Raw genomic sequence first — 23091 nt, 5'->3', positions numbered from 1 at the left:
ACTGAATGTGAAAAAACGGGAGTGGTCGATGAAAAAGATTCTGCAATCCTGTACCGCTTTGATGGCTGTCGCAAGCTTTGCGACGCAGGCCATCGCCGCCGAACCGCTGAAAGCGATCGGCCAAGGTGAAGGCGCGCTGAGCATCGTGGCCTGGGCGGGCTATATTGAACGCGGCGAGACCGACAAGAACTACGACTGGGTTACGGATTTCGAGAAGGAAACCGGCTGCAAGGTCAGCGTGAAGACCGCCGCCACTTCCGATGAAATGGTCGCGCTGATGAATGAAGGCGGCTTCGATCTGGTCACCGCTTCCGGTGACGCCTCTCTCCGCCTCGTGGCTGGAAAGCGTGTTCAGCCGATCAATACTGACCTTATCCCAAGCTGGAAGACCGTAGACGAACGGCTGCAAAATGCGCCGTGGTTCACCGTCAAGGACGTGCATTACGGTGTGCCCTATCTCTGGGGGCCGAATGTGCTGATGTACAACACCGACGTCTTCAAGGACGAAGCGCCGAAGAGCTGGAACGTGGTGTTCGAAGAACAGAACCTGCCGGATGGCAAGTCCAACAAGGGCCGCGTGCAGGCCTATGACGGCCCAATCTATATTGCGGACGCCGCCCTCTATCTCATGAAGCACAAGCCGGAACTTGGTATCAAGAATCCGTACGAACTCAATGAAGACCAGTATAAGGCAGCACTTGATCTCTTGCGTGGACAGCGCAAGCTCGTCAGCCGTTATTGGCATGACGCCATGATCCAGATTGACGATTTCAAGAATGAAGGTGTCGTGGCTTCCGGCTCATGGCCGTTCCAGGTCAATCTTCTGAAATCGGAAAACGCAAAGATTGGCTCGACTTTCCCGGAGGAAGGTGCGACCGGCTGGGCCGACACCACCATGCTGCATGTGGATAGCGAGCACCCCAATTGTGCCTATAAGTGGTTCGAGCATTCGCTAAAACCGAAAGTTCAGGGCGATGCCGCAGCCTGGTTCGGTGCGGTACCGTCGGTTCCGGCAGCCTGCAAGGGTAATGCGCTCCTGACCGACGAAGGCTGCGCGACCAACGGCTTCGATAATTTCGCCAAGATCAGCTTCTGGCGCACGCCGACAGCCAAATGCGAAAGCCAGGGCGAATGCGTGCCCTATCATCGCTGGGTATCGGATTATATCGGCGTCATTGGCGGTCGCTGACATCGACTATCATAAGCTCGAAGATCGCCCTTCCTTCTGTTGAAGGAAGGGAACGGAAAGACGTGCCCGCCCGCCAACAGAGGCTGGCGCTCCATGATGGATAGAACCATGACAGCAGCAGTTCGTTTCGAAAATGTGAGCCGTTACTTCGGCGAAGTCCGTGCCGTCGATCATGTCAATTTGACCATCGCGTCCGGTGAATTCTTTGCCATGCTGGGCCCTTCCGGTTCTGGCAAGACAACCTGTCTGCGGCTGATTGCAGGCTTCGAGCAGCCGACTGACGGCAAGATTGAGATCTTCGGCGAAAGTGCTGGCGGCGTTCCGCCCTATCGACGGAACGTCAACACGGTTTTTCAGGATTACGCGCTGTTTCCGCATCTCAGCATTCTGGACAATGTGGCCTATGGGCTGATGGTACGGGGCGCCGGAAAGACCGAACGACACCGTGCCGCCGAGGACATGCTGGAACTGGTCAAGCTGCCCGGTTATGGCGCACGCAAGCCGAGCCAGCTTTCCGGCGGACAGCGACAGCGCGTCGCGCTGGCTCGCGCCCTCGTCAATAAGCCCAAAGTGCTGCTTCTCGATGAGCCGCTCGGTGCTCTCGACCTCAAACTGCGCGAGCAGATGCAGGAAGAGCTGAAGAGCCTGCAAAAGGCGCTCGGTATCACCTTTGTCTTCGTGACCCATGATCAGGGCGAAGCGCTGTCCATGGCGGACCGTATCGCTGTCTTCAACAATGGTCGTATCGTTCAGGCCGGAACGCCACAGGAAATATATAACCGCCCGCAAACCCGGTTTGTTGCCGACTTTGTCGGCTCCTCCAATGTGGTCGCGCCGGAGGTTATGGCTGCATTCGGCGGCGAACGACGTTGGGCAAGCCTCCGCCCGGAATCCATTCGCCTTGCAGACAAGAGTGATAAGGTCGGGGTCGCGGCGCGGATCGAAACCGCCAGCTTCCTTGGGTCCGCTACACGTCTCGGTGTTGAAGCTGAAGGCGCCAGACTGCATGTCATGCTGCCTGCTGGTGCAACCGTTCCCGAGACCGGATCGGATATCCGTATTGTCTGGAATCCGGGTGACGTTCATTATATGGATCAAGCAGCATGACCGGCGTGCAGGCTTCCACACTCGCGAACTCCGGGACCAATCCGGCGGCTTCCATCTTGCCGCAGCGCGGCGGAATGCTCGGTCGCCTCTCTGACCTGTTCTGGCGTCGTCCGGGATTGCTGCTGTTTCTCATGATTACGCCGCCGCTTTTGTGGCTGGGCATCATCTATATCGGCTCGCTGATCGCACTTCTGTTGCAGAGCTTCTTCTCGGTCGATGATTTCTCCGGTCTGATCGACTATAATTTCACGCTTGCCACCTATGCGCAGCTCTTCAACTCGGCCAATCTCGACATCATCATACGCACCGTCTCGATGGCTGCGCTGGTCACGGTCGCATCGGCCTTCATCGCCTTTCCCATCGCCTATTATGCCGCCCGCTACGCACGTGGGCGCTGGAAAGCGCTGTTCTATCTCGGCATCATGCTGCCGCTCTGGTCGAGCTATCTGGTCAAGGTCTATGCGTGGAAACTGATCCTCGCCAAGGAAGGCATCCTGACCTGGATATTTGCAAAACTGCACCTGTCCTGGCTGCTTGACGGCATCCTGTCCTTACCCGTCATCGGCGGCAATTCGCTGTCGGTCAGCTATCTCGGCACGTTCATCGTCTTCGTCTATATCTGGCTGCCCTATATGATCCTGCCGACGCAGGCAGCACTTGAGCGTGTGCCCGGCAATCTGGTCGAGGCGTCGTCCGATCTCGGCGCAACGCCGGCGCAGACTTTCCGAACCGTGCTTATGCCGCTTGCCATGCCGGGCATCATTGCGGGATCGATCTTCACTTTTTCGCTGACACTTGGCGATTACATCATTCCGCAGATCATCGGCTCGTCGCGCCTGTTCATCGGGCAGGCCGTCTATACCCAGCAGGGAACGGCAGGCAATGTGCCGCTGGCGGCTGCCTTCTCCGTCGTGCCGATCGTCATCATGGCCATTTATTTGTGGATCGCCAAGAAACAGGGGGCTTTCGATGCGCTCTGATCGTAACAACCGCGCTTCCTTCGGATTGAAGCTTGCTGCCGGACTGGGTCTCGCCTTCCTGCATCTGCCGATCCTGCTCATCTTCGTCTATGCCTTCACGACGGAAGAGAAGAGCTATCAATGGCCGCCGCCGGGCTTCACGCTGCAATGGTTCGAAGTCACCTGGAATCGCGCCGATGTTTGGTCGTCGCTGGCGCTCTCCGTGCAGGTGGCGACGATTGCGACCCTGATTGCGCTCGTGCTTGGAACGTTGTGCGCCGCCGCTGTCAGCCGAACGCATTTCTTCGGACGCGAAAGCATTTCGCTGCTGGTCATCCTGCCCATAGCTTTGCCCGGCGTTGTAACCGGCATCGCCTTGCGCTCGGCCTTCTCGCTGTTCGACATTCCGTTTTCGATGTGGACCATCGTGCTCGGTCACGCGACCTTCTGCGTGGTGGTCGTCTATAACAACGCGGTTGCACGTTTCCGGCGCACCTCCGGTTCGCTGATCGAGGCCTCGATGGATCTTGGCGCCAACGGGTTCCAGACGTTCCGCTATGTCATCCTGCCGAATATCGGAACGGCCCTGCTCGCAGGCGGCATGCTCGCCTTCGCACTGTCCTTCGATGAGGTGATCGTCACCACATTTACTGGCGGCCAGCAGATGACCCTGCCGATCTGGATGCTTCAGGAACTGATCCGTCCGCGCCAGCGCCCCGTCACCAATGTGGTGGCCATGGTGGTGGTTCTGGTGACCTTCCTGCCCATCCTCGCAGCCTACTATCTCACCCGCGATGGCGATCAGGTCGCCGGTCACGGGAAATGACACAAGGGAGAACGACATGAACACCGAAATGCTGATTGGCTCGCGCTTTGAAGCGGGTACGGAGACGGAAGAAAACGTCCTCAATCCCAAGACCGGAGAGACCGTTCTCAAGCTGCCCGAGGCATCGCTAGGACAGGTCGACGCTGCAGTCGCCGCCGCCGACAAGGCATTCAAGACCTGGTCACGCACCACACCCGCCGAACGTTCCAATTATCTCCTCAAAATCGCCGATGCGATTGAGCGGGACGCTGAAGGGTTCGCCACGCTGGAAGCGCTCAATTGCGGCAAGCCGATCAATGCTGTCATCAATGACGAGATTCCGGCCATCGTGGATTGTTATCGCTTCTTTGCGGGTGCAGTGCGTAATCTTCATGGACCGCTTGCCGCCGAATATATCCCGAACCACACATCGATGATCCGTCGTGATCCGGTTGGCATTGTCGGCTCCATCGCTCCTTGGAATTATCCTTTGATGATGATGGCATGGAAACTGGCGCCAGCCATTGCAGGCGGTAATACGGTGGTTTTCAAACCGTCCGAACAGACGCCTCTGACCGCGCTGAAAATGGCCAGGCTGCTGGCGGATATTCTGCCCGAGGGCGTTGTCAATGTCGTTCTGGGGCGAGGTGAAACCGTCGGCAACGCGCTGATCAACCATCCGCGGATCGACATGGTGTCGATCACCGGTGATGTCGCCACCGGCAAGAAGGTCTTGCAGGCCGCGGCCAAAACCGTGAAGCGCACTCATCTGGAGCTTGGCGGCAAAGCGCCGGTCATCGTCTTCGACGATGCGGACATAGAAGCGGTCGTCAACGGTATCCGCACCTTCGGCTATTACAATGCCGGACAGGACTGCACCGCTGCCTGCCGCATCTATGCCGATGCACGCATCTACGACCGTTTCGTCGCTGACCTGTCGTCGGCCGTTTCCAGTATTCGCTATAATCTCGACGACGACAGCCAGAACGAGATCGGACCGCTCATTTCCCGCCGACAGCGCGACCGTGTCGGAAGTTTCGTCGCCCGCGCTCGCGAGCACAAGCATATCGAGGTGACCGCAGGTGGTAATACGTCCGGTGCCAATGGCTTTTTCTTCGAACCGACCGTCATCGCCGGAGCATTGCAGGAAGATGAAATCGTGCGCCGGGAAGTCTTCGGTCCGGTTGTATCGGTCACACGCTTCAGCGAAGTCGATGAAGCCGTGCGATGGGCCAACGACAGTGATTACGGCCTTGCCTCGTCGGTCTGGACCAAGGATGTCAGCAAGGGCATGCAGGCCGCAGCCCGCCTGCAATATGGCTGCACATGGATCAACACCCATTTCATGCTGACAAACGAGATGCCGCATGGCGGCCTGAAACAGTCGGGTTACGGCAAGGACATGTCGATTTACGCGCTGGAAGATTACACCGCCGTGCGTCATGTCATGATAGCTCACTAGGGGAAATGCCGAGAAGTGAAAGGCATTTCTTGTGAACAAGATCTGCGCCAAAACAAACAGTTAGAACGCCGATCTGATTCAATCAGATCGGCGTTCTATTACGCACCACAGATGTATTGTTCCGTCGCTGTTCGCATGTCGCTTTGAAGCTCTTCAAACAAGGCTGACATAAAGTATGGCAGTGCCTATGATTATTCATCAATATTGTTGAACGATATCTTCCATGTTAGAACTTGTCCGTCATGGAATGCGCGGTGGCGTATCGTGGCGATCCAAACGCAAGAGAACGACAGAGCGCTTCATGAAGACAAACTCGATCACGCCGCGGCCTGCCGATGCCGCTGCTCGCATGGCCGTCAAACCAGTGATCTGTTATCCGGTCGATACGCTGCCACGACCTGATCTCGATGCCTATCGCGCCCTTCGCGACAAACTTGTTCTTGTCGAGCGCATCACCGTGCAGCCGAGGGATGCAGAGTGCTGGTCCGTTCTGGCCGGGCATTTCTGCCGTATCGTATGCAGCGAGGGACCGCAGGTCGGTGATCTCAACCTGTTCAATGCGGACGACCTCAACGAGAAATTCTATAGCGGCAAGACGCGCGCGCTCAACGGAACCCATGTGGGGCTGGGAGACCAGCTGTTCTCCAGTTTTCCTTACTTGCGTCCGATGGCCACCATCACTCACGACAGTCTGGACTGGTATGGTTTCGACGAATTTGGCGGCGCGGTGCATGACGTGATCGGCACGCGCTGCGATCCTTATACCAATAATCTTCTGAGTCATGGCGGGCAGTACCATCACTGCTGCCATTCCAACCTCACGCGCGCTTTTGCGAAGCAGACGGGCAAGCCGCTGCACGAGGCCGAAACCTATATTCACGACGTGCTCAACGTGTTCATGTGCACGGGCTTCACCCGGGATACTGGGCAATATTTCATGAAGGCAAGCCCTGTTCGACCGGGCGACTATCTGGAATTCTTTGCCGAGATCAATCTTCTTGGCTGTCTGTCGGCCTGTCCCGGGGGTGACTGTTCGGCAGAACATTCTTCCGATACTGCCGCCTGCCATCCGATGGTGGTAGAGATTTACAAGCCAGAACGTCTGCCGGAAGGCTGGGCGCCGCCTGCTCTCAACGGATATGATCGCACACACGGTTTCTGAACCAACAGCAGATCAACAAAAACGCCGCGATCAATCGCGGCGTTTTCTTTCAATTGCCGAAACTCTATACTTCAGTCGGCGGGAGCGTAGCTGCCATCTTCGCGGTGCACTTCATTGCCAGCCAGCGGTGGCGTGAAAACACAGACCAGCACAAGGTCGCCCTTGGTCGCGCGCAGGATATGCGGGTCGTTTTCGTTCAGCGCATAGATGGTGCCGGGGCGGATCGGAAACACTTCGCCGCTCAACTTGTGTTCGACTTCGCCTTCACCGGAAAAGCAATAATTGGTTTCGAAGTGGTTCTTGTAGTGCAGGTGCAGTTCAGCGCCTTCCTTGACGCGGGTTTCGTGGACCGAATGGCCCATGCCGTCGTCACGCACGATCATGCGGCGGCTTTCCCAACCGGGTCCGGAAGCATCGCGTGCGGTGCCGGCGATTTCATCGGATGTCACGACAATCATAGTATTCTCCTCATTTCAGTGTCAAAAAGGCTGTTAAAACTTGGCGGCCAGCGGCTCGAGTACTTCTGCGATGGCCAGTAGCGTCTCGTCCTCGCCGCGCAGTCCGGTCAGCATGAGACCGGCAGGGTGCTTCCCGATTGGTAGCGAGATGCTGGGCAGATCAAGACGATTGGCGAATTCTGTCAGCGAGAATGCACGCCGGTTGAGCGCCAGATAGGTTTCCTCGTCTGCAAGCGTGGCCAAGGCGGGCGGCAGCATGGGAACGGTCGGCAGAATGAAACCGTCAAAACCCTCGATTTCCGCGTCGAACTGCTCACGGCAGGCAGCAAGGGCGTTCAATGCATTCACATAGAGATAGGCGGGATTTTCCCGACCTTTTTGAATGCGCGTTCCGACCAAGGGATCATAACTATCGAAATCGACGGCGAGCCGCTCGCGATGAAGCGCGTAAGCCTCGGCACCGATCATCCCGCCATCGACGGCAATCCTGGCACTCTCGATCAAGCTTGGAAGTTCGATATCCTGGACGACAATTCCTGCTGCTTCCAGAGCGGACCGGCAAGCCCCGAAAAGATCTTCAACGGTATTGTCGAGAGCGGTTTCCGAAAGCAGGCGGGGAACTGCCAGTCTTATCTGCTTTGAGCGCCGCGGTTTCCTTGCCGGGATGCCGGTGGCAACATCATCGATCAGGCGACAATGGGCGACCGAAGTGCTGATGATCCCCGGCACGTCAAAGCTGGTCGACAACCAGTGCATTCCATCGGTTTCGTAGCGTCCGCGGCTTGGTTTGAAGCCCACGACGCCACAGAAAGCCGCTGGAATGCGCGCTGAACCGCTGGTATCGGAGCAGATGGCGAAATCGCTATATCCGCGCGCGACGGCCACCGCTGCACCAGAACTAGAGCCGCCAGCGATCGCCTCTCCGGCAGGGTCGAGCGGCGTGCGTGGCGTGCCGAAATGTGTGTTGACCCCGAGCGCGCCATAAGCAAATTCGGTCATGTTTGTCTGCGCGAGCAGTGTTGCGCCACCCATGCGAAGCCTGCGCACCAGAGCGGCGCTTGCACTTGCAGGAGCTGCCTCTTGTAATGCTTTCGAACCACAGCTGGTCACCCAGCCTTCAGTGTCGAAGCAGGCCTTGACCGTCATCGTCAGTCCTGCAAGCGGCGGGAGTTCACGATTGGTTTCACTGAGCGCTTGCCAATGGCCGAGCTCGGTGCGGGCCGCCTCGAACCGCCGGTTGAGAAAAACCTCTCGCGCATTCCAGTCACGCGCCGCATAGTCAGACAGCGCCAGGTCGAGCTTTTCAACCCGGTTGCAAGCCATGGCAGATCCCAATCCGGATTTGTCTTGCGGATCGTGTTTCATAAAGCATGTCCCGTTAGAGCATAATCCGACCGAAGTGAAACGAGGATCGATAAGATTATGCTTGAAATATAAGAGGTTAGAGCGCCGATCTGCTTCAATCGAAGCGAAACGCGCTCTATCGCAATCGGCTGCGATCAGTTCCGGACCAATGCCGTCAGCATTTTCTCTGAATCCGCGAGATAGTTCTCAAGCTGACCGGAGGCGGCTTCGCAGTCACCCGCTGCGATGAGGCGGCAGATTTCGGCTTCTCTTTTCAACCAAGGTTCATGGAAAGCCTGTTCGTTGCCGGTGACGAAAACCAGACGCAGCTGGGTCACGAGCAGGGAGAACATCTGATCGAAGATAGGACTACCATGCAGCGATACGATTTCCTGGTGAAAGAGAAGGCTCTGGCGGGCCACCGCCGTCCAGTCCGCGCGGGCGGTCGCTTCACTTTCATTGCGGATCACCTCGTTGAGCCTTTCCAGCCAGTCGGCGGGAACCGAGTTTCGCCCACGGAGTGCGCCGAGCTCGACGACCCGGCGCACCACGAAGATGTCGCGAATGTCCGTTTCCGTTAGCCGTTTCACGCGGACGCTCTTGTTCGGCTCCTGCGAGACCAGCCCCTGCTGACGCAGAAGCTGCATGGCTTCGCGCAGGGTGTTGCGCGATACATCGTAGACATTGATCAGTTCGGCCTCGATCAGGCTCGTGCCGCTCAACAGGCGGCCTTTGAGAATGTCGTCGCGTATGGCATTGGCGACGCGAATGAATGCGGGATCACGAAGGGTGGCAGGCTGGTTCATGTTTCAGACCGTCATATTCTTCAGGAAAGGTTTCAACTGCGGATAGATACCGGATTTGAGTTTATCCGGCGTATCGTCGCAGACGACCTTGCCCGCGTCCATAAAGAGAATTCTGTCGGAGACTTCGAAAGCGAAGTTCATTTCATGGGTTACGATGACCATCGTCACGCCTTCGCTTGCGAGCGAGCGGATAACGCCCAGCACTTCCTCGACGGTTTCCGGGTCGAGTGCCGAAGTGGGTTCATCGAACAGAATGATGCTTGGCGACATCATCAGGGCGCGAGCGATTGCAACGCGCTGCTGCTGACCGCCCGAAAGCTGGTGCGGATATTTTTCCGCATGGGCGGCCATGCCCACCTTGTTCAGATAATGAAAGGCTTGCCGCTCAAGGTCGGCTCGCGCACCGATCTTGTGGTACAGAGGCGCAAGGAGCATGTTTTCAAGCACAGTCTTGTGATTGAAAAGATTGAAGCTCTGGAACACCATGCCGACATCGCGGATCAGGGAAACGTCTTCCCGGAAAATATGCTTGCCCGATTGCGTCAATTCGGCCGAGATGAACGGCGAGCCGTGCAGTTTTACTTCACCGGCATCGAGACGTTCCAGTCCGTTGAGCAGGCGAATGAAGGTCGTCTTGCCCGAGCCCGAACGACCGATGATGGAGATGACCTCACCGGATTTCACCGTCAGGCTGACGCCCTTCAACACTTCATGCGAACCATAGGCCTTGCGAAGTTCAGTTGCTTCCAGGGCAATGGTGTCGGCTTGCTGGGATTTGCCTTGCGCGCGATCGACGGGAGCTTCAGTGCCGGACAGTTTTGCCGCAACCTCCTGTGGCGACAAGGTGCGTGCCTTCTGACCGCGCCGTATCACATCCGAGCGGCGTTCCAGCATTGAAAGACCGCGATCAAACAGCGTGACGATGAGGACGTAGAAGAAGGCGACGACGGTGAGCGTCTCGAGCACCAGAAAATTCTGCGTATAGAGCCGCTGGCCGACAAGCAGGATTTCGGCAAGCGAAATGACCGAAACCAGAGAAGTGAGCTTGACGATGGTGACGAGTTCATTCGACATTGCGGGTAATGAAACCCGGATTGCCTGTGGAACGACGATCAGGCGCTGGATACCGAGGAAGCTCAGACCCAGCGCACGCCCCGCCTCGATCTGGCCTTTATGAATGGCGAGCAAACCACCCCGATGGATTTCTGCCATATAAGCGGTTTCACTGATGACAAGCGCGATCAGGCCAGCCGCGAAAGCATTCGACAGGAGGGTGCGAAGGACCGGAAAGACCTGCGGCAGGCTGTAGATGAAAATCAGCAGTACCAGAAGCGGAAGGCTTCGGAAGAACCAGATATAGGCCCGTGCGGGACCGTTGATCACCGACCATGATGATTGCTTTGCCAGTGCCAGACCGAAGCCCGCAATCGCCGCCAGAAGCCAGCTCAGCAGGCTAAGCTTGATCACAACCCAGCTCGCCTCCCAGAAATCCCGGTCTGCAAGCAGACCGAGCGCGTAATGCCAATCGTAGTTCAAGCGAAGCCTCCCGTTTCGGCCATGCAGAGGGAAATGGGGCCAGTCCGCCCCGCTTCCGGTTTATTGAGCCGTGGAAACGACCGCTTTGATTTCATCGTCGGTGACAGGCTCCATGCCATAGGTTTTGACGAGCGCGTCATAGGAACCATCCTTTCGCATCTGGGCGAAAGCATCGTTCATGGCATTGAAAAGCTCTTTGTTCTGCGGGGTGGTGGCTACACCCACCATGATCGGATAGATGAGCGCACTGGATGTAACGGCATAATCGTCGGGGAACTTCTTCAGCAGTTCGGCAGCAACGACATTATCCATGAATTCCACGTCGACCGAGCCGCTGCGCAATGCCTGCGTGACCTGCGCATCCGTATCGAATTCGCGTGTCTCGATGGCGCCGAGATTGTTCTTGGCGCAATAATCTTCCGACAGTGCCTTCAGCTTCGGGAGCCAGGACGCTCCTTGCATCGACCCGATGATCTTGCCGCACAGCTCCTTTTCGTTCGCCGGGCGGAACTTGGCGTCCTTCAGCACGAGCAGGGACGAGCCAGCCTTGATGTACGGGATGAAATTGAGAATCTTCTGCCGCTCAGGCGTGACGTAAAGCGCCGATGCAATGACATCGAAATGGTTGGCGCGTGCACCAGTGATGAGGCTGGTGAAGCGCGTGTCCTTGAACTCTGCAGCAAGCCCAAGCTGCTTTGCCACCCCTTCCATCAGCTCGACATCGAAACCTGCCGGCTTGCCGTCCTTCATGTAGACGAAGGGAGGATAGGTCAGGTCAGATCCGACCGACAGTGTGTTTTCCTTGACGGTCTGAGGCGCGGCTGCGGCCTCATGCGGGGCCAACGCAACGACGGCAAATGTGGCAGCGAGCAAGGCTGATTTCAGTTCAGTCACGCGTTTTGAGATTGTTGGAGTAGGCATATCGTTCCCTTTTTTGTTCAATAATATTGTTGAACAATTAAGAGATGGGCCGTGCGATGTCAATATGTCTTCACGTGGGAGCGATGAAGACACGTATGCTCATCTCTTCCGATGCGATTAGGCGGTATCGGAGTTTCATTTCTCGGAACTGGTTTCCAAAACTGGTCTTTGCAAGTTTTGCAGACTTTTGAAGGGTAGCTTTTCGCCAGAGCGCTCCCAGTTAAAACGGAGTCGCTGAAACCGCTCTAAGTATTTGGTTCATTGCATTTGCCTCATGCAAAACCGCTCCGCACGTTTGCTGGAAATGCTTTAACTCTCGAAATCGCCAAAAATATCCTGGAGACGGGTCAAACTCTGCACTCTTTCATCCACCTGACTACCGAGCTGTATGATGATATGCGAAAGCATGAGATCCATGATGGCAGTCATCGTTGCCGCGCCGTCCCAAAGTGGACCGTGAGAACCGGGTACGATCAGCGCAATATCGGCCACCTCGCTTGCCCACGGGCAAAATTCATCGGTAAAAAGTATCACTTTTACGCCCATTCGGCGCGCTTCAATGGCTAGAGGGCGGGCTTTTGACGCGAAACGGCGGACATCGTGCAGAAACAGAACGCGGTTTTCCCTGGAGCCATCCAGGACTTCTGCATAGGTGCCGTTCAACCCGTCCATGAAGGACACTCCCGGACGCGAATAGGAGAGCTGTGACGCAAAATATTGCGCTATGCCGCGCACATTCTGATAGGCTGCAACATAGACCTCGCTTGCCCCGATCAGTGCGTCGATGGTCTCCTGCCATTCAGGACGGGTAGTCAGTTCATAGACGGTGCCGAGATTTTCGATCTGCTGTTGCACCAGACCGGCAAGTAGCTTGCCTTCGCGAAAATCCTGCTGGAGCCGGGCAACCGGCCCCTTGACCTGCCATGCGGGGTTGGAACGACCTCGCCTTAACGCTGTTTTTAACTCCTCCAGCCCGTCGAAACCGAGCCGTCGCAAATAGCGACCGACCGTCATCTGGGAAATGCCAAGACGCTCGGCGATGGACTTTGCCGTTTCGAATGGCAGTTCTGCCAGATTACGCTCGATATAGCTTGCGATCAGCTTGTCGGCCTTGGATTTGCGTAATTCCGCACTTTGGAGACGTATGAGAATTTCTTTGGACAAACTTACCCCTCCCGCTTTGGCTCCGACCCTGATGATGAAGACCGGAGCCAGCACAACAGCTTATTGCGCTGTTTTTACCTTTGTCCATGCCCGGTCGAGCTGGCGCACGCCGGAACCCAGATCCTCGAAGATCTGGAGTCGTTTCATCGTTTCGTCTGTCGGATTGATTTCCGTGCTGTTCTTGATGTTGTCAGGTGTCAGCTGACGTGCCGGCACATTGGGCGTCCCGTTGGTCTGTTGGGCTACGTTGAGCGCGGCGATTTCCGGGCGCGTGTAAAACTGCATGAACTTGATGGCATTGTCCTTGTTCGGGGCTGTTTTGAGAACGCACATATCTTCTTGGTACATGGTCGCACCTTCTTCCGGAATGACGTAACCCAAATCTTTCGGATTGCCTAAAACATCCACCATGCTGCCGATAAAATAATGCGCGGCGGCAACGTCGCCCGCGCCGACCATGGGACGGGAATCATAGGTGAAAGCAGCCACATACGGCTTCATTTCGATGACAGTGTCTGCGGCCTGCTGAAGTTGCTTCGGGTCGGTGGAGTTTACGGAGTTTCCGTTGAGAAGAAGCCCAACACCCAGCACTTCACGCATGTCATCGAGAAGCGTGATCTTGAGACCCTTTTCCTTGACCGTCGCAAGAAGATCCTTCCAGCCGGTCACGTCCTTGCCGAGCACGCGACGGTTATAGAGAATGCCCACCGTGCCGAAGGCGTAAGGCAGGCAATATTCTCCGTTGAGGTCGCTTTTGGCGCGCAGAAAGCGCGGGTCGATGTTCTTGAAGCCCTCATATGTATTGATATCGGTTTTCGCAAGCAGATCGAGCTTGGCCATGATGTCCTGCATATGCACGGACGGAAACACGATATCGTAACCGCTGGCACCACCCTGAATCTTGGCCAGCATTTCCTCATTGGAGGAGTAGGTCGATAGATTGACCTTGACCTTGGTCTCTTCTTCGAATTTCTGAAGCACCGCAGGATTGATGTATTCGCCCCAGTTATAGATGTTCAAGTCATCTGCGAAGCTATTGCCTGCAGACATGCCCAGAACGGTGAGCGCAATCAATCCAAGGCGCGGAACAGCACCATTGAAGATCGTCATTGTAGTTCCCCTTGTCATATTTTTCCCCGCGGCCCGCTTTCATTTCTCTGCCTTGGCAGGGATGCAAAGTACGGTCTTCGGGGCGTTGACTTGTACTGGAAAATGATATCAACATAACCAAATCACGCAAGAGTTAATTAAATAACATTTCGGGGAACGAAAATGCGGGATGCGATTGTACGGCTGGTTTCCGCGGCCAAGACCTTTGCGAGTCCGGAGGGCGGCGAGGTCAAGGCATTGGACGGTATCGATCTGGATATCGGCCGTAATGAATTCATCACTTTGCTGGGCCCTTCGGGCTGCGGCAAGACGACTTTGCTCCAGGCGATCAGCGGGTTCGCTGCGTTGGATGCCGGACGGATCGAGATTGACGGCGTCGACATGACGGACCGTCCACCTTATCGCCGCCCGGTCAATACGGTCTTTCAGAACTATGCGTTGTTTCCGCATATGAGTGTGGGGCAGAACGCCGGATATGCTCTGGAAGTCGCTGGTGTCGGCAAGGCGGAGCGCACGGAGCGTGTCAGGGCTGTTTTGCAGATGGTGGGGCTGGCTGGTTTGGAGGCCCGCCTGCCGCGACAGCTCTCGGGTGGCCAACAGCAACGTGTGGCTCTGGCCCGGGCCATCGTGGCCCGCCCGAAGGTGCTGTTGCTCGATGAGCCGCTATCTGCACTTGATAAGAACCTGCGCGAGGCGATGCAGTTCGAACTGAAGACCTTGCAGCACGAGCTGGGCATTACCTTCATCTTTGTCACGCACGACCAGCAGGAAGCGCTGACAATGTCGGATCGGGTGGCGGTGCTCTCGAATGGGCGCATCCAGCAACTGGACGCGCCGCGGGTTGTGTATGATCGCCCGGTCAATGCCTTCGTCGCCAATTTCGTCGGTGCGAGCAATCTTCTGGAAGGACAAGTCGACGCCAACGGCTTTGTGCTGCCGGATGGAACGGTTCTGCAGCACGATGGTGAAGGCAAAGCCAAAGGCAGGGGCACCGCACTTCTGCGTCCAGAAAACTTCTCGCTTATCGCGCGCAATGAAAGACATGGGGCGCTTGATGTCACGCTCGACCAGATTGCCTTTATCGGTTCGTCTTTCGAATTGCTCGGACACCTCGCTTCCGGGCGCAAGCTGACGGCGCAGATTCCGGCGGTGGACCGAAACTCGGTCAATGATCTGCAGCCGGGGCAGGCCGCGCGCTGGTATTACGATCCGGCTACGGTCCATCTTCTTTGCGAAGGGGAGGCTGCGTGATGAACCTCGCGAGCTTGCGGCGTCTTCAGCTGGCAGTTCTTCTCGGACCGGCGACACTGTTCCTGATCGTTTTCTTTGCCATTCCACTCGCGATCATGGTGGTAACGAGTTTTCTCGCGCCTGGTCTTTATGGTGGCGTCGAATGGGAGTTCTATCCTCATAATTTCGGGCGTATCCTTGGTTTCGCGGATCCGGCATTCGAGGAATTCGACCCGATCTATCTGGCGATTTTCTTCCGCTCGGTGAGGATAGCCATCGTGACGGTCATTGCCGCCTTGCTGGTCGCTTATCCGGCCGCCTTTTATATCAGCAGGCTTCCCGACAGGTGGAAGAACTTCTGCATCTTCCTCATTACCTTGCCATTCTTCGCCAGCCTGATTGTGCGGCTGTTCGTATGGGTGATGATCCTGCGCCCGACAGGGTTGCTCAACGAGACCTTGATGTCGCTCGGCATTATCTCGCGTCCCCTCGACATGATCTATACCGACGGCGCTATCGTGCTGGGCATGGTCTATGTGTTCCTGCCGTTCATGTTCATGCCTATCTATGCAAGCATTGAAAAGCTGGACTGGCGTCTGGTACAGGCGTCGCTTGATCTGGGAGCCGGCCCGGTGCGGACATTCTTCCGGATTGTCCTGCCGCTGACCACGCCCGGCATTGCTGCGGGTTCGGTAATTGTCTTCATTCCTGCGCTCGGAAACTTTGTTGTGCCTGCAGTGCTGGGTGGAGCCAAGGTGATGATGCTCGGCAATCTGATCGAAGGACAGTTCCTGTCGGCGCGCAATTGGCCGTTCGGGTCGGCGCTCGCGATGATGGTGATGGCCGTCATGTTGCTGCTGCTGTTTGGTTATGTGCTTTTGACAAACCGGCGCAATGCCGCCGAAGCGTTGTAGCGGTAAGGGAGACGCAACCATGAAAATCGCCCGGTCTCTCTTCAATGGCGGATTGCTGCTCTACGTCGCGTTGTTCTTCGCCTTCATCTATATCCCGCTGGCACTTATCATCGTCTATTCGTTCAACGCCAATCCGGTGAACATGATGGTGTGGAGCGGCTTTACGACCGACTGGTATGCGCAGGTTCTGGGCTTCAAGACAGTGGTTTCGGAAAGCGCACTCTATATTGAATCGACGGATCAGCTTGTGGCAGCCGTGTTCAACAGCCTGAAGATTGCGACTTCAACGACACTGATATCGACTGTTCTCGGAACTGCGCTGGCGCTGGCCATGCATCGCTACAATTTTCTGGGAAAGCGGTTCTATCAGGTGACGCTTTTCATGCCCATGTTGATGCCGGATATCGTGCTGGGCATTGCGCTCCTGATCTTCTTCGTCAACGCGGGTATTCATCTGGGGCTGACCACGATTATTATCGGCCAATGCACTTTTCTGATCTCTTATGTCTTCATTGTTGTTTCGGCCCGGCTGGCCAGTATGGACCGCACGCTGGAATATGCATCGGCCGATCTTGGCGCCAATGAATGGAGCACGTTCCGCAAGGTCGTCATGCCCCAGCTCATGCCCGGCATTCTCGGTGGTGCGTTACTTGCCTTCATCATTTCCATGGATGACCTCGTCATCACCTATTTTATCGCAGGCGTTGATGTTACGACCCTGCCGATGTTCATCTTCGCCATGCTGCGTCGCGGCATCAAACCGGAAATCAATGCGATTGCCGTGATGATGCTGACCTTCTCATTCGTTGTGGCTTCGCTCGGTCTCTATCTTCGTTCTCGGCAGAAATAATATGACTTCACAAAAACCTACACGTAAACCGCGCGCTCGCGATCTTGGGCTTCCTTTCACTGGTGTGACCGGTCCGTACAACGCGATCACCGATGTCGATGGCGTTGGCGTCGGCTTTCAGACCATTATCGAGAACGAGCCGCGCCCCGGCCGCAAGCGTCCAGCGCGTAGCGGCGTGACCGCCATTCTGCCGCATAAGCAGTCTGAAACCCCGGTTCCGGTTTATGCAGGCGTCCATCGCTTCAACGGCAATGGTGAGATGACCGGAACGCACTGGATCGAAGATGGCGGCTACTTCCTGGGCCCTGTCGTTATCACCAACACGCACGGTATCGGCATGGCACATCATGCGACAGTGCGCTGGATGGTTGACCGCTATGCCTCGACCTACCAGACCGACGATTTCCTCTGGATCATGCCGGTTGTCGCAGAAACTTATGACGGTGCACTCAACGACATCAACGGCTTTCCTGTGACGGAAGCGGATGTGCGCAAGGCGCTCGACAATGTTGCATCCGGCCCGGTGCAGGAAGGCAATTGCGGCGGCGGCACCGGTATGATCACCTATGGCTTCAAGGGCGGTACAGGCACGGCATCGCGCGTCGTGGAGTTCGGCGGTCGCAGTTTCACCATCGGTGCGCTGGTGCAGGCCAATCACGGGCAGCGCGATTGGCTGACCATTGCCGGTGTGCCGGTGGGGCAGCATATGCGGGATGGCACGCCGCAGAGCCAGTTGCAGGAGCGCGGCTCGATCATCGTCGTGCTGGCGACCGATCTGCCACTGATGCCGCACCAGCTGAAGCGCCTAGCGCGTCGTGCAAGCATCGGCATCGGCCGTAACGGAACGCCGGGCGGTAACAATTCGGGCGATATTTTTATCGCTTTTTCCACCGCCAACCAGAGACCTATGCAGCATCGTTCCGCGCCCTTTCTGGACGTCGAGATGGTGAATGACGAGCCGCTTGATACCGTCTATCTGGCGGCGGTCGATAGTGTGGAAGAGGCAGTGGTTAATGCGATGATCGCGGCTGAGGATATGGGTGGAACACCCTTTGACCGGCTGCTTGTTCAGGCCATAGATCACGAACGTCTTCGTGCCGTGCTGCGCCAATATGGGCGTCTTGCCTGACTCTTCGTAGGATAAGGATTGGAACTCCAGTTCCATCGGATAGCGATCCGGTTCGTTCCACGCGGTTTCCGTCATGCAGGACGGAAATCGCGAATGTCTCCCTTTATCTTGCCGTCTTGACAGTATTCTATCGACGGCACTACGCTACAGTAACACGGCAGATTTTACTGAAGTGAGGGGAGGAATTCATGACTAAAAGTTCAATTATTACAGGGCTGGGTCGGGTTTCAATTTCACGACGCCAGTTTATAACATCGAGCGCACTGGGCGCCGGTGCTCTGCTTCTACCGTCCCTGCCATCTTTTGCAGCTGACAAGCCCAAAGTCGGTCTGGTCATGAAGTCGCTCGCCAACGAGTTCTTCAAGCAGATGCAGGCAGGTGCCGAGGACTACGCCGCCAAGAACACCGACAAGTTCTCCTTTGCCGCTGTTGGCATGAAGGACGAACGTGATTTTGCCGCACAGGTCGATGCTGTGGAAAATTTCATCACGCAGCAGTTCAATGTGATCGTGCTGGCTCCGGCGGATTCCAAGGCCATGGTGACGCCGGTTAAAAAGGCTCTGGAGGCCGGCATCAAAGTCATCAATATTGACGTGGCGCTCGATGAAGAGGCGAAAAAGCAGGCGGGTGTCGACCTTGCCTTTTTCGGTCCGGACAATCGCGAGGGCGCAAAGCTTGCCGGCATGGCGCTTGCCAAGGAACTCGGCAAGGGCGGCAAGGTGGTTATCCTTGAAGGCAATCCTGAGGCAGACAATGCCAAGGAACGCAAGAAGGGCTTTGACGATGCCGTGGCCGAAGGCGGTTTGACACTGCTCGATTCCAAGACTGCCCATTGGGAAACGGAAGAAGCCAACACGCTGATGACCAATTTCCTGACCCAGTATCAGGACATTCAAGGTGTTATGGCGGCCAACGATTCCATGGCGCTCGGCGTCGTGAAGGCGCTGGATGCCGCCGGAAAATCGGGCCAGATCAAGGTCGTGGGCTTCGACAACATTCCTGCTGTCCAGCCTTTGATCAAGGACGGCAAGATGCTCGCAACCGTCGATCAGTTCGGCGCACAGATGGCGGCCATGGGCATTGATTACGGCCTCAAGGAACTGGCAGGCGAAAAGTTCTCCGGTTGGGTCAAGACGGACATCAAGCTCATCACGGCCCAGGATCTCTGAAAACCGGGATCTTCCAAACATTGCCAATTATGGGGCGGCGCTCCGAGTGCCGCTCCTCTTCACCTGGCAGGCAGGAACAGATATGCAGTCAGCCGACGCCATTTTGAGATTGGAAAATGTCGGCAAGACCTTTCCGGGGGTGGTTGCGCTAAACGGTGTCACGCTGGAGCTGCAGCGTGGCGAGACACATATCATTCTGGGTGAAAACGGTGCGGGTAAATCAACTCTCATCAAGCTTCTTGCTGGCATATATCAGCCCGACACGGGCGAGATTTTTCTGAACGGCCGGCCCTACAAGCCAAAGACCCCGCATGACGCGCAGGTTCAGGGAATCCGCATCGTTCATCAGGAACTCAACCTGCTGTCGCATCTTTCCATTGCCGAAAACCTGATGCTGGAAAGCCTGCCGAGACGCTTCGGCATCATGGACCGAGCGACATTGAACCGGCGCGCCGAAGAGCTTTTGGCTGAGGTCGGTCTGGCGGTCGATCCGCGTATGCCGGTTTCGGAGCTGGGCGTTGCGCAAATGCAGTTGGTCGAGATCGCCAAGGCGCTCGGTTATGACAGCAAACTACTGGTTCTGGACGAGCCGACGGCGACATTGACTCCGCCGGAAATTGAACGGTTGTTTGCGATCATCCAGCGGCTGAAGGCGAAGGGTGTCACGATCATCTACATTTCTCACCGTCTGCACGAGGTCTTTGAGATTGGCGACCGCGTGACGGTGTTGCGCAATGGCCGCCTGGTCGAGACGCGCGACCTGCAGGGGCTGCGCGTGCCGGATCTGGTACGCATGATGATCGGTCGCGACATTGCGGATGAGTATGGCTTTAATGCCGATATCAAGCTTGGGTCCGTCGCTCTGGAAGTGAGGAACGTGAAGCGCAACAGCGGCGCTCCGCCGGTTTCGTTTTCGGTGCGTCATGGAGAAATTCTGGGTGTCGCCGGTCTGGTCGGGTCGGGCCGCACCGAGGTGATGCGTGCAATCTTCGGCGCCGATCCAAGGTCGGCAGGGGAAATCGATATAGATGGAAGGCCGGTGACTATCCGTGACCCGCGCGATGCCGTGCGTAATGGTCTGGGTTTTCTGACAGAAGACCGCAAGAGCCAGGGGCTGCTGCTAGACATGCCCGTGTCTATCAACACCACGATCACCGACCTGAAGAAAATCTCGCACGGTGGCCTGCTGGATAGCCGGGTGGAGAAAGGCGCGGTAACTGAGCTGGTCGAGCGGCTGCGCGTCAAGACTGCGTCTATCGATACGCCGGTGCGTAACCTCTCCGGTGGCAATCAGCAAAAGGTGGTTCTGGCAAAATGGCTGTTTCGCGGGTCGTCCACACTGATACTCGATGAACCGACACGTGGGGTCGATGTCGGCGCCAGGCGCGAGATTTATCAACTTCTGTGGATGTTGGCTGCGAACCAGAAGGCAATTATCATGATTTCCTCGGATCTGCCCGAGTTGATCGGCATGTGCCACCGCATCATTGTTTTCTCGAACGGCAAACTGGTTGGGGAGCTGGACCGATCTCAATTCGATCAGGAGCGTATTCTTTCGCTCGCCTATCAGGAGCATGTTCACGCATGACGGAACCCATTTCTCCATCTGCCCAACACCCCGGTGCTGCCGACCGCCAGAAGCTGAAGCGCTTCCTGTTGCGTGATGCCGGCGTATTCTTGGCGTTGATCCTGATAACGCTGGTATTTTCCGTCACTGCGCCCTATTTCGCAACATCGGGCAACGCGCTGAAGATCTTCGTTCAGATCGCGATCAATACGGTCCTTGCGGCAGGTATGACTTTCGTCATCCTGACTGGTGGCATTGACCTCTCGGTCGGCTCTGTGCTCGCCTTATGCACGGTCGTTGGCGCTCTTATCATGACGTCCGGTCTGGAACCGGCCTTGTCAATCCCGCTGGCAGTCCTGGCATGCGTCGCCGTTGGCGGGCTTTGTGGCTTCATCAACGGCAAGGTGTCAACCTACTGGAAAATCCCGTCGTTTATCGTCACGCTGGGCATGCTGAACATCGCCGCCGGTGCGGCACGGGTGGTTTCCAATAATTCTACCATTACCGGACTTCCGCAGGGTTTTGTCGACTTCGGCAATCTGATTGTCGGAGGCTTTCTGCCGTCGATTTTCCTGATCGCAGTGGCCGTGATTGCTGTTGGCTGGTTCGTTTTGCGCTTTACGGTTTTCGGTCGCATGATCTATGCGGTTGGCGCCAATGATGAGGCTGTGCGCCTGTCGGGACACAATCCCGACACATACAAAATCGCTGCATTTGTCATTTCCGGCGTCACCGCTGGTATTGCTGCGATTGTTTATCTCCTGCGCCTGAACATCGGCAGCCCGATTGCGGGCGTTGGCTATGAACTGAACGCGATTGCAGCCGTCATCATCGGCGGGACAAGCCTTTTCGGCGGTAAGGGCTCAATCGTTGGCACGCTGGCCGGGGCCTGTATTTTGCAGGTGCTCGCGACCGGGCTGCAATTGCTTGGTATCGGCGATAATTACAAGCCAATCATAATTGGCACCGTGATCATCCTCGCCGTGATTGTCGATACCTATCGTGAGAGGCTGTTACGGCGTATTCGCTGAATGCATCATGAGAAAGTGAAGGCGCGGCCGGGTCAAGGTTGGACAGGATTTGTTACCCGGCAGCCATGCTCTGGATACAGCAAGATTGCCTTTGGGAGCCGTCTTCTCTGGTTATGAAACTCGCCGGCCCGTTGAGGTTGATCCATTTGGAATGGTAGCGTCACATTAAATTGCGCGCAACGCTTGGGTGGTATGTCAGGAGAGATGAAGCAACAGGTACGGCGATAAGGGTGAAACAGACTGCAAAGCGAAAGATGAAGCCGAAACTGGCAAAGCGGCAGGCGTCAGCATCACACTCCCATGTCAATCCAGCAACGCGGCATCAAGATTCGGTTGTGCGGATCATAGCATTCGATTCAACTAACCGACAGGATCGCTCGCTTACCGGTATCCCTGATATCACGGCAACGCGATGGATGTGTTTTGGCATTGCCATGCTCCTGTCGTGTGTTGCGTTGGCGCTTCCTGCACTCACGATTCTCATCCGACCCAGCCCTGACCTCGATCCGATAGCCCTAATTGTATCGACACTCATCGCAGCAATGCTTCTTGTTCCGGCCTTCATGTTTGCACGCGCTGGTCTTTTGGCTGGCGCCTGGATCACCATTACACCGGAGAGCGTTGAATACGGTTCAGGTAATGGAATTGTGGAGAAGCAAGGCACCAAGATCGAATGGGCGCGCATAGCGTCCGGTCAGATGGCACGTTATGACGTTCGTCTCATTTTGAAAGGGCCTGTGCGGGAGCCTCGGATAGCGTTCGGTTATAAAATGCCCGACGGAACGCAGAACGAGTATTCGCTTCCAATGTCATTGCGGGAACGTGGCATGCAATGTCTGTGGTTCGTCAATGCTGACGCCCTGCGTATTGCTCTGCTACAGAACATGGCAGCTCGCTCGAATTTGTGTTTCGACCCGGATATTTTCGTTGAAGCCGGTATTGATCCGGAGACGTGGCATCTGATGCCAAAGCCCCGCAAGATTGAGTGGGCGATAGCCATAGCTTCGATGGCAGCGGTGTTGATATTCGGCAGTTTTATATCGGCGACGACATCTGTCGTGTTGGTCGTTGGGGGTGTTTTCGCAATTCTGGGATTGGGCCTTCTTGCAACATTCAGTTTCAGGAAGAGAGCTTATCCGGGCTTCGATCACGTCATCTGTTTTTGTGAAAACCGATAG

At 56.3% G+C, this 23091-nt stretch carries 21 protein-coding genes; 14 read left to right on the top strand and 7 right to left on the bottom strand.

Annotated elements, in window-relative coordinates; all coding sequences use genetic code 11:
• The first annotated feature begins 28 nt into the window (after positions 1-28).
• The 6 genes from ABDF71_RS19460 (at position 29) to ABDF71_RS19435 (ending at position 6684) form a co-directional block, all read left to right on the top strand.
• Positions 29-1189, top strand: coding sequence for an ABC transporter substrate-binding protein (locus ABDF71_RS19460; RefSeq protein ID WP_029928590.1), 1161 nt, complete (start codon positions 29-31; stop codon positions 1187-1189).
• 108 nt (positions 1190-1297) lie between these two features.
• Positions 1298-2296 (top strand): ABC transporter ATP-binding protein, encoded by a 999-nt coding sequence (locus tag ABDF71_RS19455; protein WP_029928588.1) that lies wholly within the window; start codon positions 1298-1300, stop codon positions 2294-2296.
• Positions 2293-3276, top strand: coding sequence for an ABC transporter permease (locus tag ABDF71_RS19450; RefSeq protein ID WP_010660501.1), 984 nt, complete (start codon positions 2293-2295; stop codon positions 3274-3276). Before ABDF71_RS19455 ends, ABDF71_RS19450 begins: the two co-directional genes overlap by 4 nt.
• Positions 3266-4081, top strand: coding sequence for an ABC transporter permease (locus tag ABDF71_RS19445; RefSeq protein ID WP_010660500.1), 816 nt, complete (start codon positions 3266-3268; stop codon positions 4079-4081). Before ABDF71_RS19450 ends, ABDF71_RS19445 begins: the two co-directional genes overlap by 11 nt.
• A gap of 16 nt (positions 4082-4097) precedes the next feature.
• Entirely contained in the window at positions 4098-5522 is a 1425-nt protein-coding gene (locus ABDF71_RS19440) for a gamma-aminobutyraldehyde dehydrogenase (protein ID WP_029928586.1), read from the top strand.
• A 301-nt stretch (positions 5523-5823) separates the two neighbouring features.
• On the top strand, positions 5824-6684 hold the full coding sequence (locus ABDF71_RS19435) for an urea carboxylase-associated family protein (RefSeq protein WP_010660498.1): 861 nt from the start codon (positions 5824-5826) through the stop codon (positions 6682-6684).
• A gap of 71 nt (positions 6685-6755) precedes the next feature.
• Here ABDF71_RS19435 and ABDF71_RS19430 read toward each other — a convergent pair whose 3' ends face one another.
• The 7 genes from ABDF71_RS19430 to ABDF71_RS19400 all read right to left on the bottom strand — a co-directional run bounded on the left by ABDF71_RS19430 (position 6756) and on the right by ABDF71_RS19400 (position 14023).
• Positions 6756-7142 (bottom strand): ectoine synthase, encoded by a 387-nt coding sequence (locus ABDF71_RS19430; RefSeq protein ID WP_010660497.1) that lies wholly within the window; start codon positions 7140-7142, stop codon positions 6756-6758.
• 33 nt (positions 7143-7175) lie between these two features.
• Positions 7176-8507, bottom strand: a complete 1332-nt coding sequence (locus tag ABDF71_RS19425; RefSeq protein ID WP_029928583.1) for an amidase — start codon at positions 8505-8507, stop codon at positions 7176-7178.
• Between the two features lie 134 nt (positions 8508-8641).
• Complete coding sequence (locus ABDF71_RS19420; protein ID WP_010660495.1) at positions 8642-9292, bottom strand: GntR family transcriptional regulator; 651 nt, start codon at positions 9290-9292, stop codon at positions 8642-8644.
• A 3-nt stretch (positions 9293-9295) separates the two neighbouring features.
• Positions 9296-10828 carry an amino acid ABC transporter permease/ATP-binding protein gene (locus ABDF71_RS19415; RefSeq protein ID WP_010660494.1) on the bottom strand — a complete coding sequence of 511 codons (1533 nt, stop codon included), beginning with the start codon at positions 10826-10828 and terminating at the stop codon, positions 9296-9298.
• Positions 10829-10888: 60 nt separating this feature from the next.
• A complete protein-coding gene (locus tag ABDF71_RS19410; protein ID WP_029928579.1) occupies positions 10889-11749 on the bottom strand; it encodes an ABC transporter substrate-binding protein in 861 nt (286 codons plus the stop codon).
• 309 nt (positions 11750-12058) lie between these two features.
• Positions 12059-12913: a MurR/RpiR family transcriptional regulator gene (locus tag ABDF71_RS19405; RefSeq protein WP_010660492.1), complete on the bottom strand. Its 855-nt coding sequence runs from the start codon at positions 12911-12913 to the stop codon at positions 12059-12061.
• 60 nt (positions 12914-12973) lie between these two features.
• Positions 12974-14023 carry a polyamine ABC transporter substrate-binding protein gene (locus ABDF71_RS19400; RefSeq protein ID WP_010660491.1) on the bottom strand — a complete coding sequence of 350 codons (1050 nt, stop codon included), beginning with the start codon at positions 14021-14023 and terminating at the stop codon, positions 12974-12976.
• Between the two features lie 162 nt (positions 14024-14185).
• On the opposite strand from ABDF71_RS19400, the gene ABDF71_RS19395 reads away from it, so the two are divergent.
• From ABDF71_RS19395 to ABDF71_RS19360, 8 genes are all read left to right on the top strand, one after another.
• Complete coding sequence (locus tag ABDF71_RS19395; protein ID WP_010660490.1) at positions 14186-15274, top strand: ABC transporter ATP-binding protein; 1089 nt, start codon at positions 14186-14188, stop codon at positions 15272-15274.
• Positions 15274-16167 carry an ABC transporter permease gene (locus ABDF71_RS19390; RefSeq protein WP_010660489.1) on the top strand — a complete coding sequence of 298 codons (894 nt, stop codon included), beginning with the start codon at positions 15274-15276 and terminating at the stop codon, positions 16165-16167. The genes ABDF71_RS19395 and ABDF71_RS19390 overlap by 1 nt, the downstream gene beginning before the upstream one ends.
• A 19-nt stretch (positions 16168-16186) precedes the next feature.
• Positions 16187-17017: an ABC transporter permease gene (locus ABDF71_RS19385; RefSeq protein WP_029928577.1), complete on the top strand. Its 831-nt coding sequence runs from the start codon at positions 16187-16189 to the stop codon at positions 17015-17017.
• A gap of 1 nt (position 17018) precedes the next feature.
• Positions 17019-18146: a DmpA family aminopeptidase gene (locus tag ABDF71_RS19380; protein WP_029928575.1), complete on the top strand. Its 1128-nt coding sequence runs from the start codon at positions 17019-17021 to the stop codon at positions 18144-18146.
• Positions 18147-18334: 188 nt separating this feature from the next.
• Positions 18335-19315: a sugar ABC transporter substrate-binding protein gene (locus ABDF71_RS19375; RefSeq protein WP_010660486.1), complete on the top strand. Its 981-nt coding sequence runs from the start codon at positions 18335-18337 to the stop codon at positions 19313-19315.
• An 82-nt stretch (positions 19316-19397) separates the two neighbouring features.
• Positions 19398-20903 carry a sugar ABC transporter ATP-binding protein gene (locus tag ABDF71_RS19370; RefSeq protein ID WP_010660485.1) on the top strand — a complete coding sequence of 502 codons (1506 nt, stop codon included), beginning with the start codon at positions 19398-19400 and terminating at the stop codon, positions 20901-20903.
• Positions 20900-21913, top strand: coding sequence for an ABC transporter permease (locus ABDF71_RS19365; RefSeq protein ID WP_010660484.1), 1014 nt, complete (start codon positions 20900-20902; stop codon positions 21911-21913). The genes ABDF71_RS19370 and ABDF71_RS19365 overlap by 4 nt, the downstream gene beginning before the upstream one ends.
• Positions 21914-22143: 230 nt before the next feature.
• Entirely contained in the window at positions 22144-23091 is a 948-nt protein-coding gene (locus ABDF71_RS19360; protein ID WP_235916889.1) for a hypothetical protein, read from the top strand.

Origin of the sequence: Ochrobactrum sp. WV_118_8, assembly GCF_039631535.1 — a bacterium.
Taxonomy (GTDB): domain Bacteria; phylum Pseudomonadota; class Alphaproteobacteria; order Rhizobiales; family Rhizobiaceae; genus Brucella; species Brucella anthropi.
Note: the sequence above shows the minus strand (reverse complement) of the source record. Positions and strands in the feature narration are given on the sequence as shown.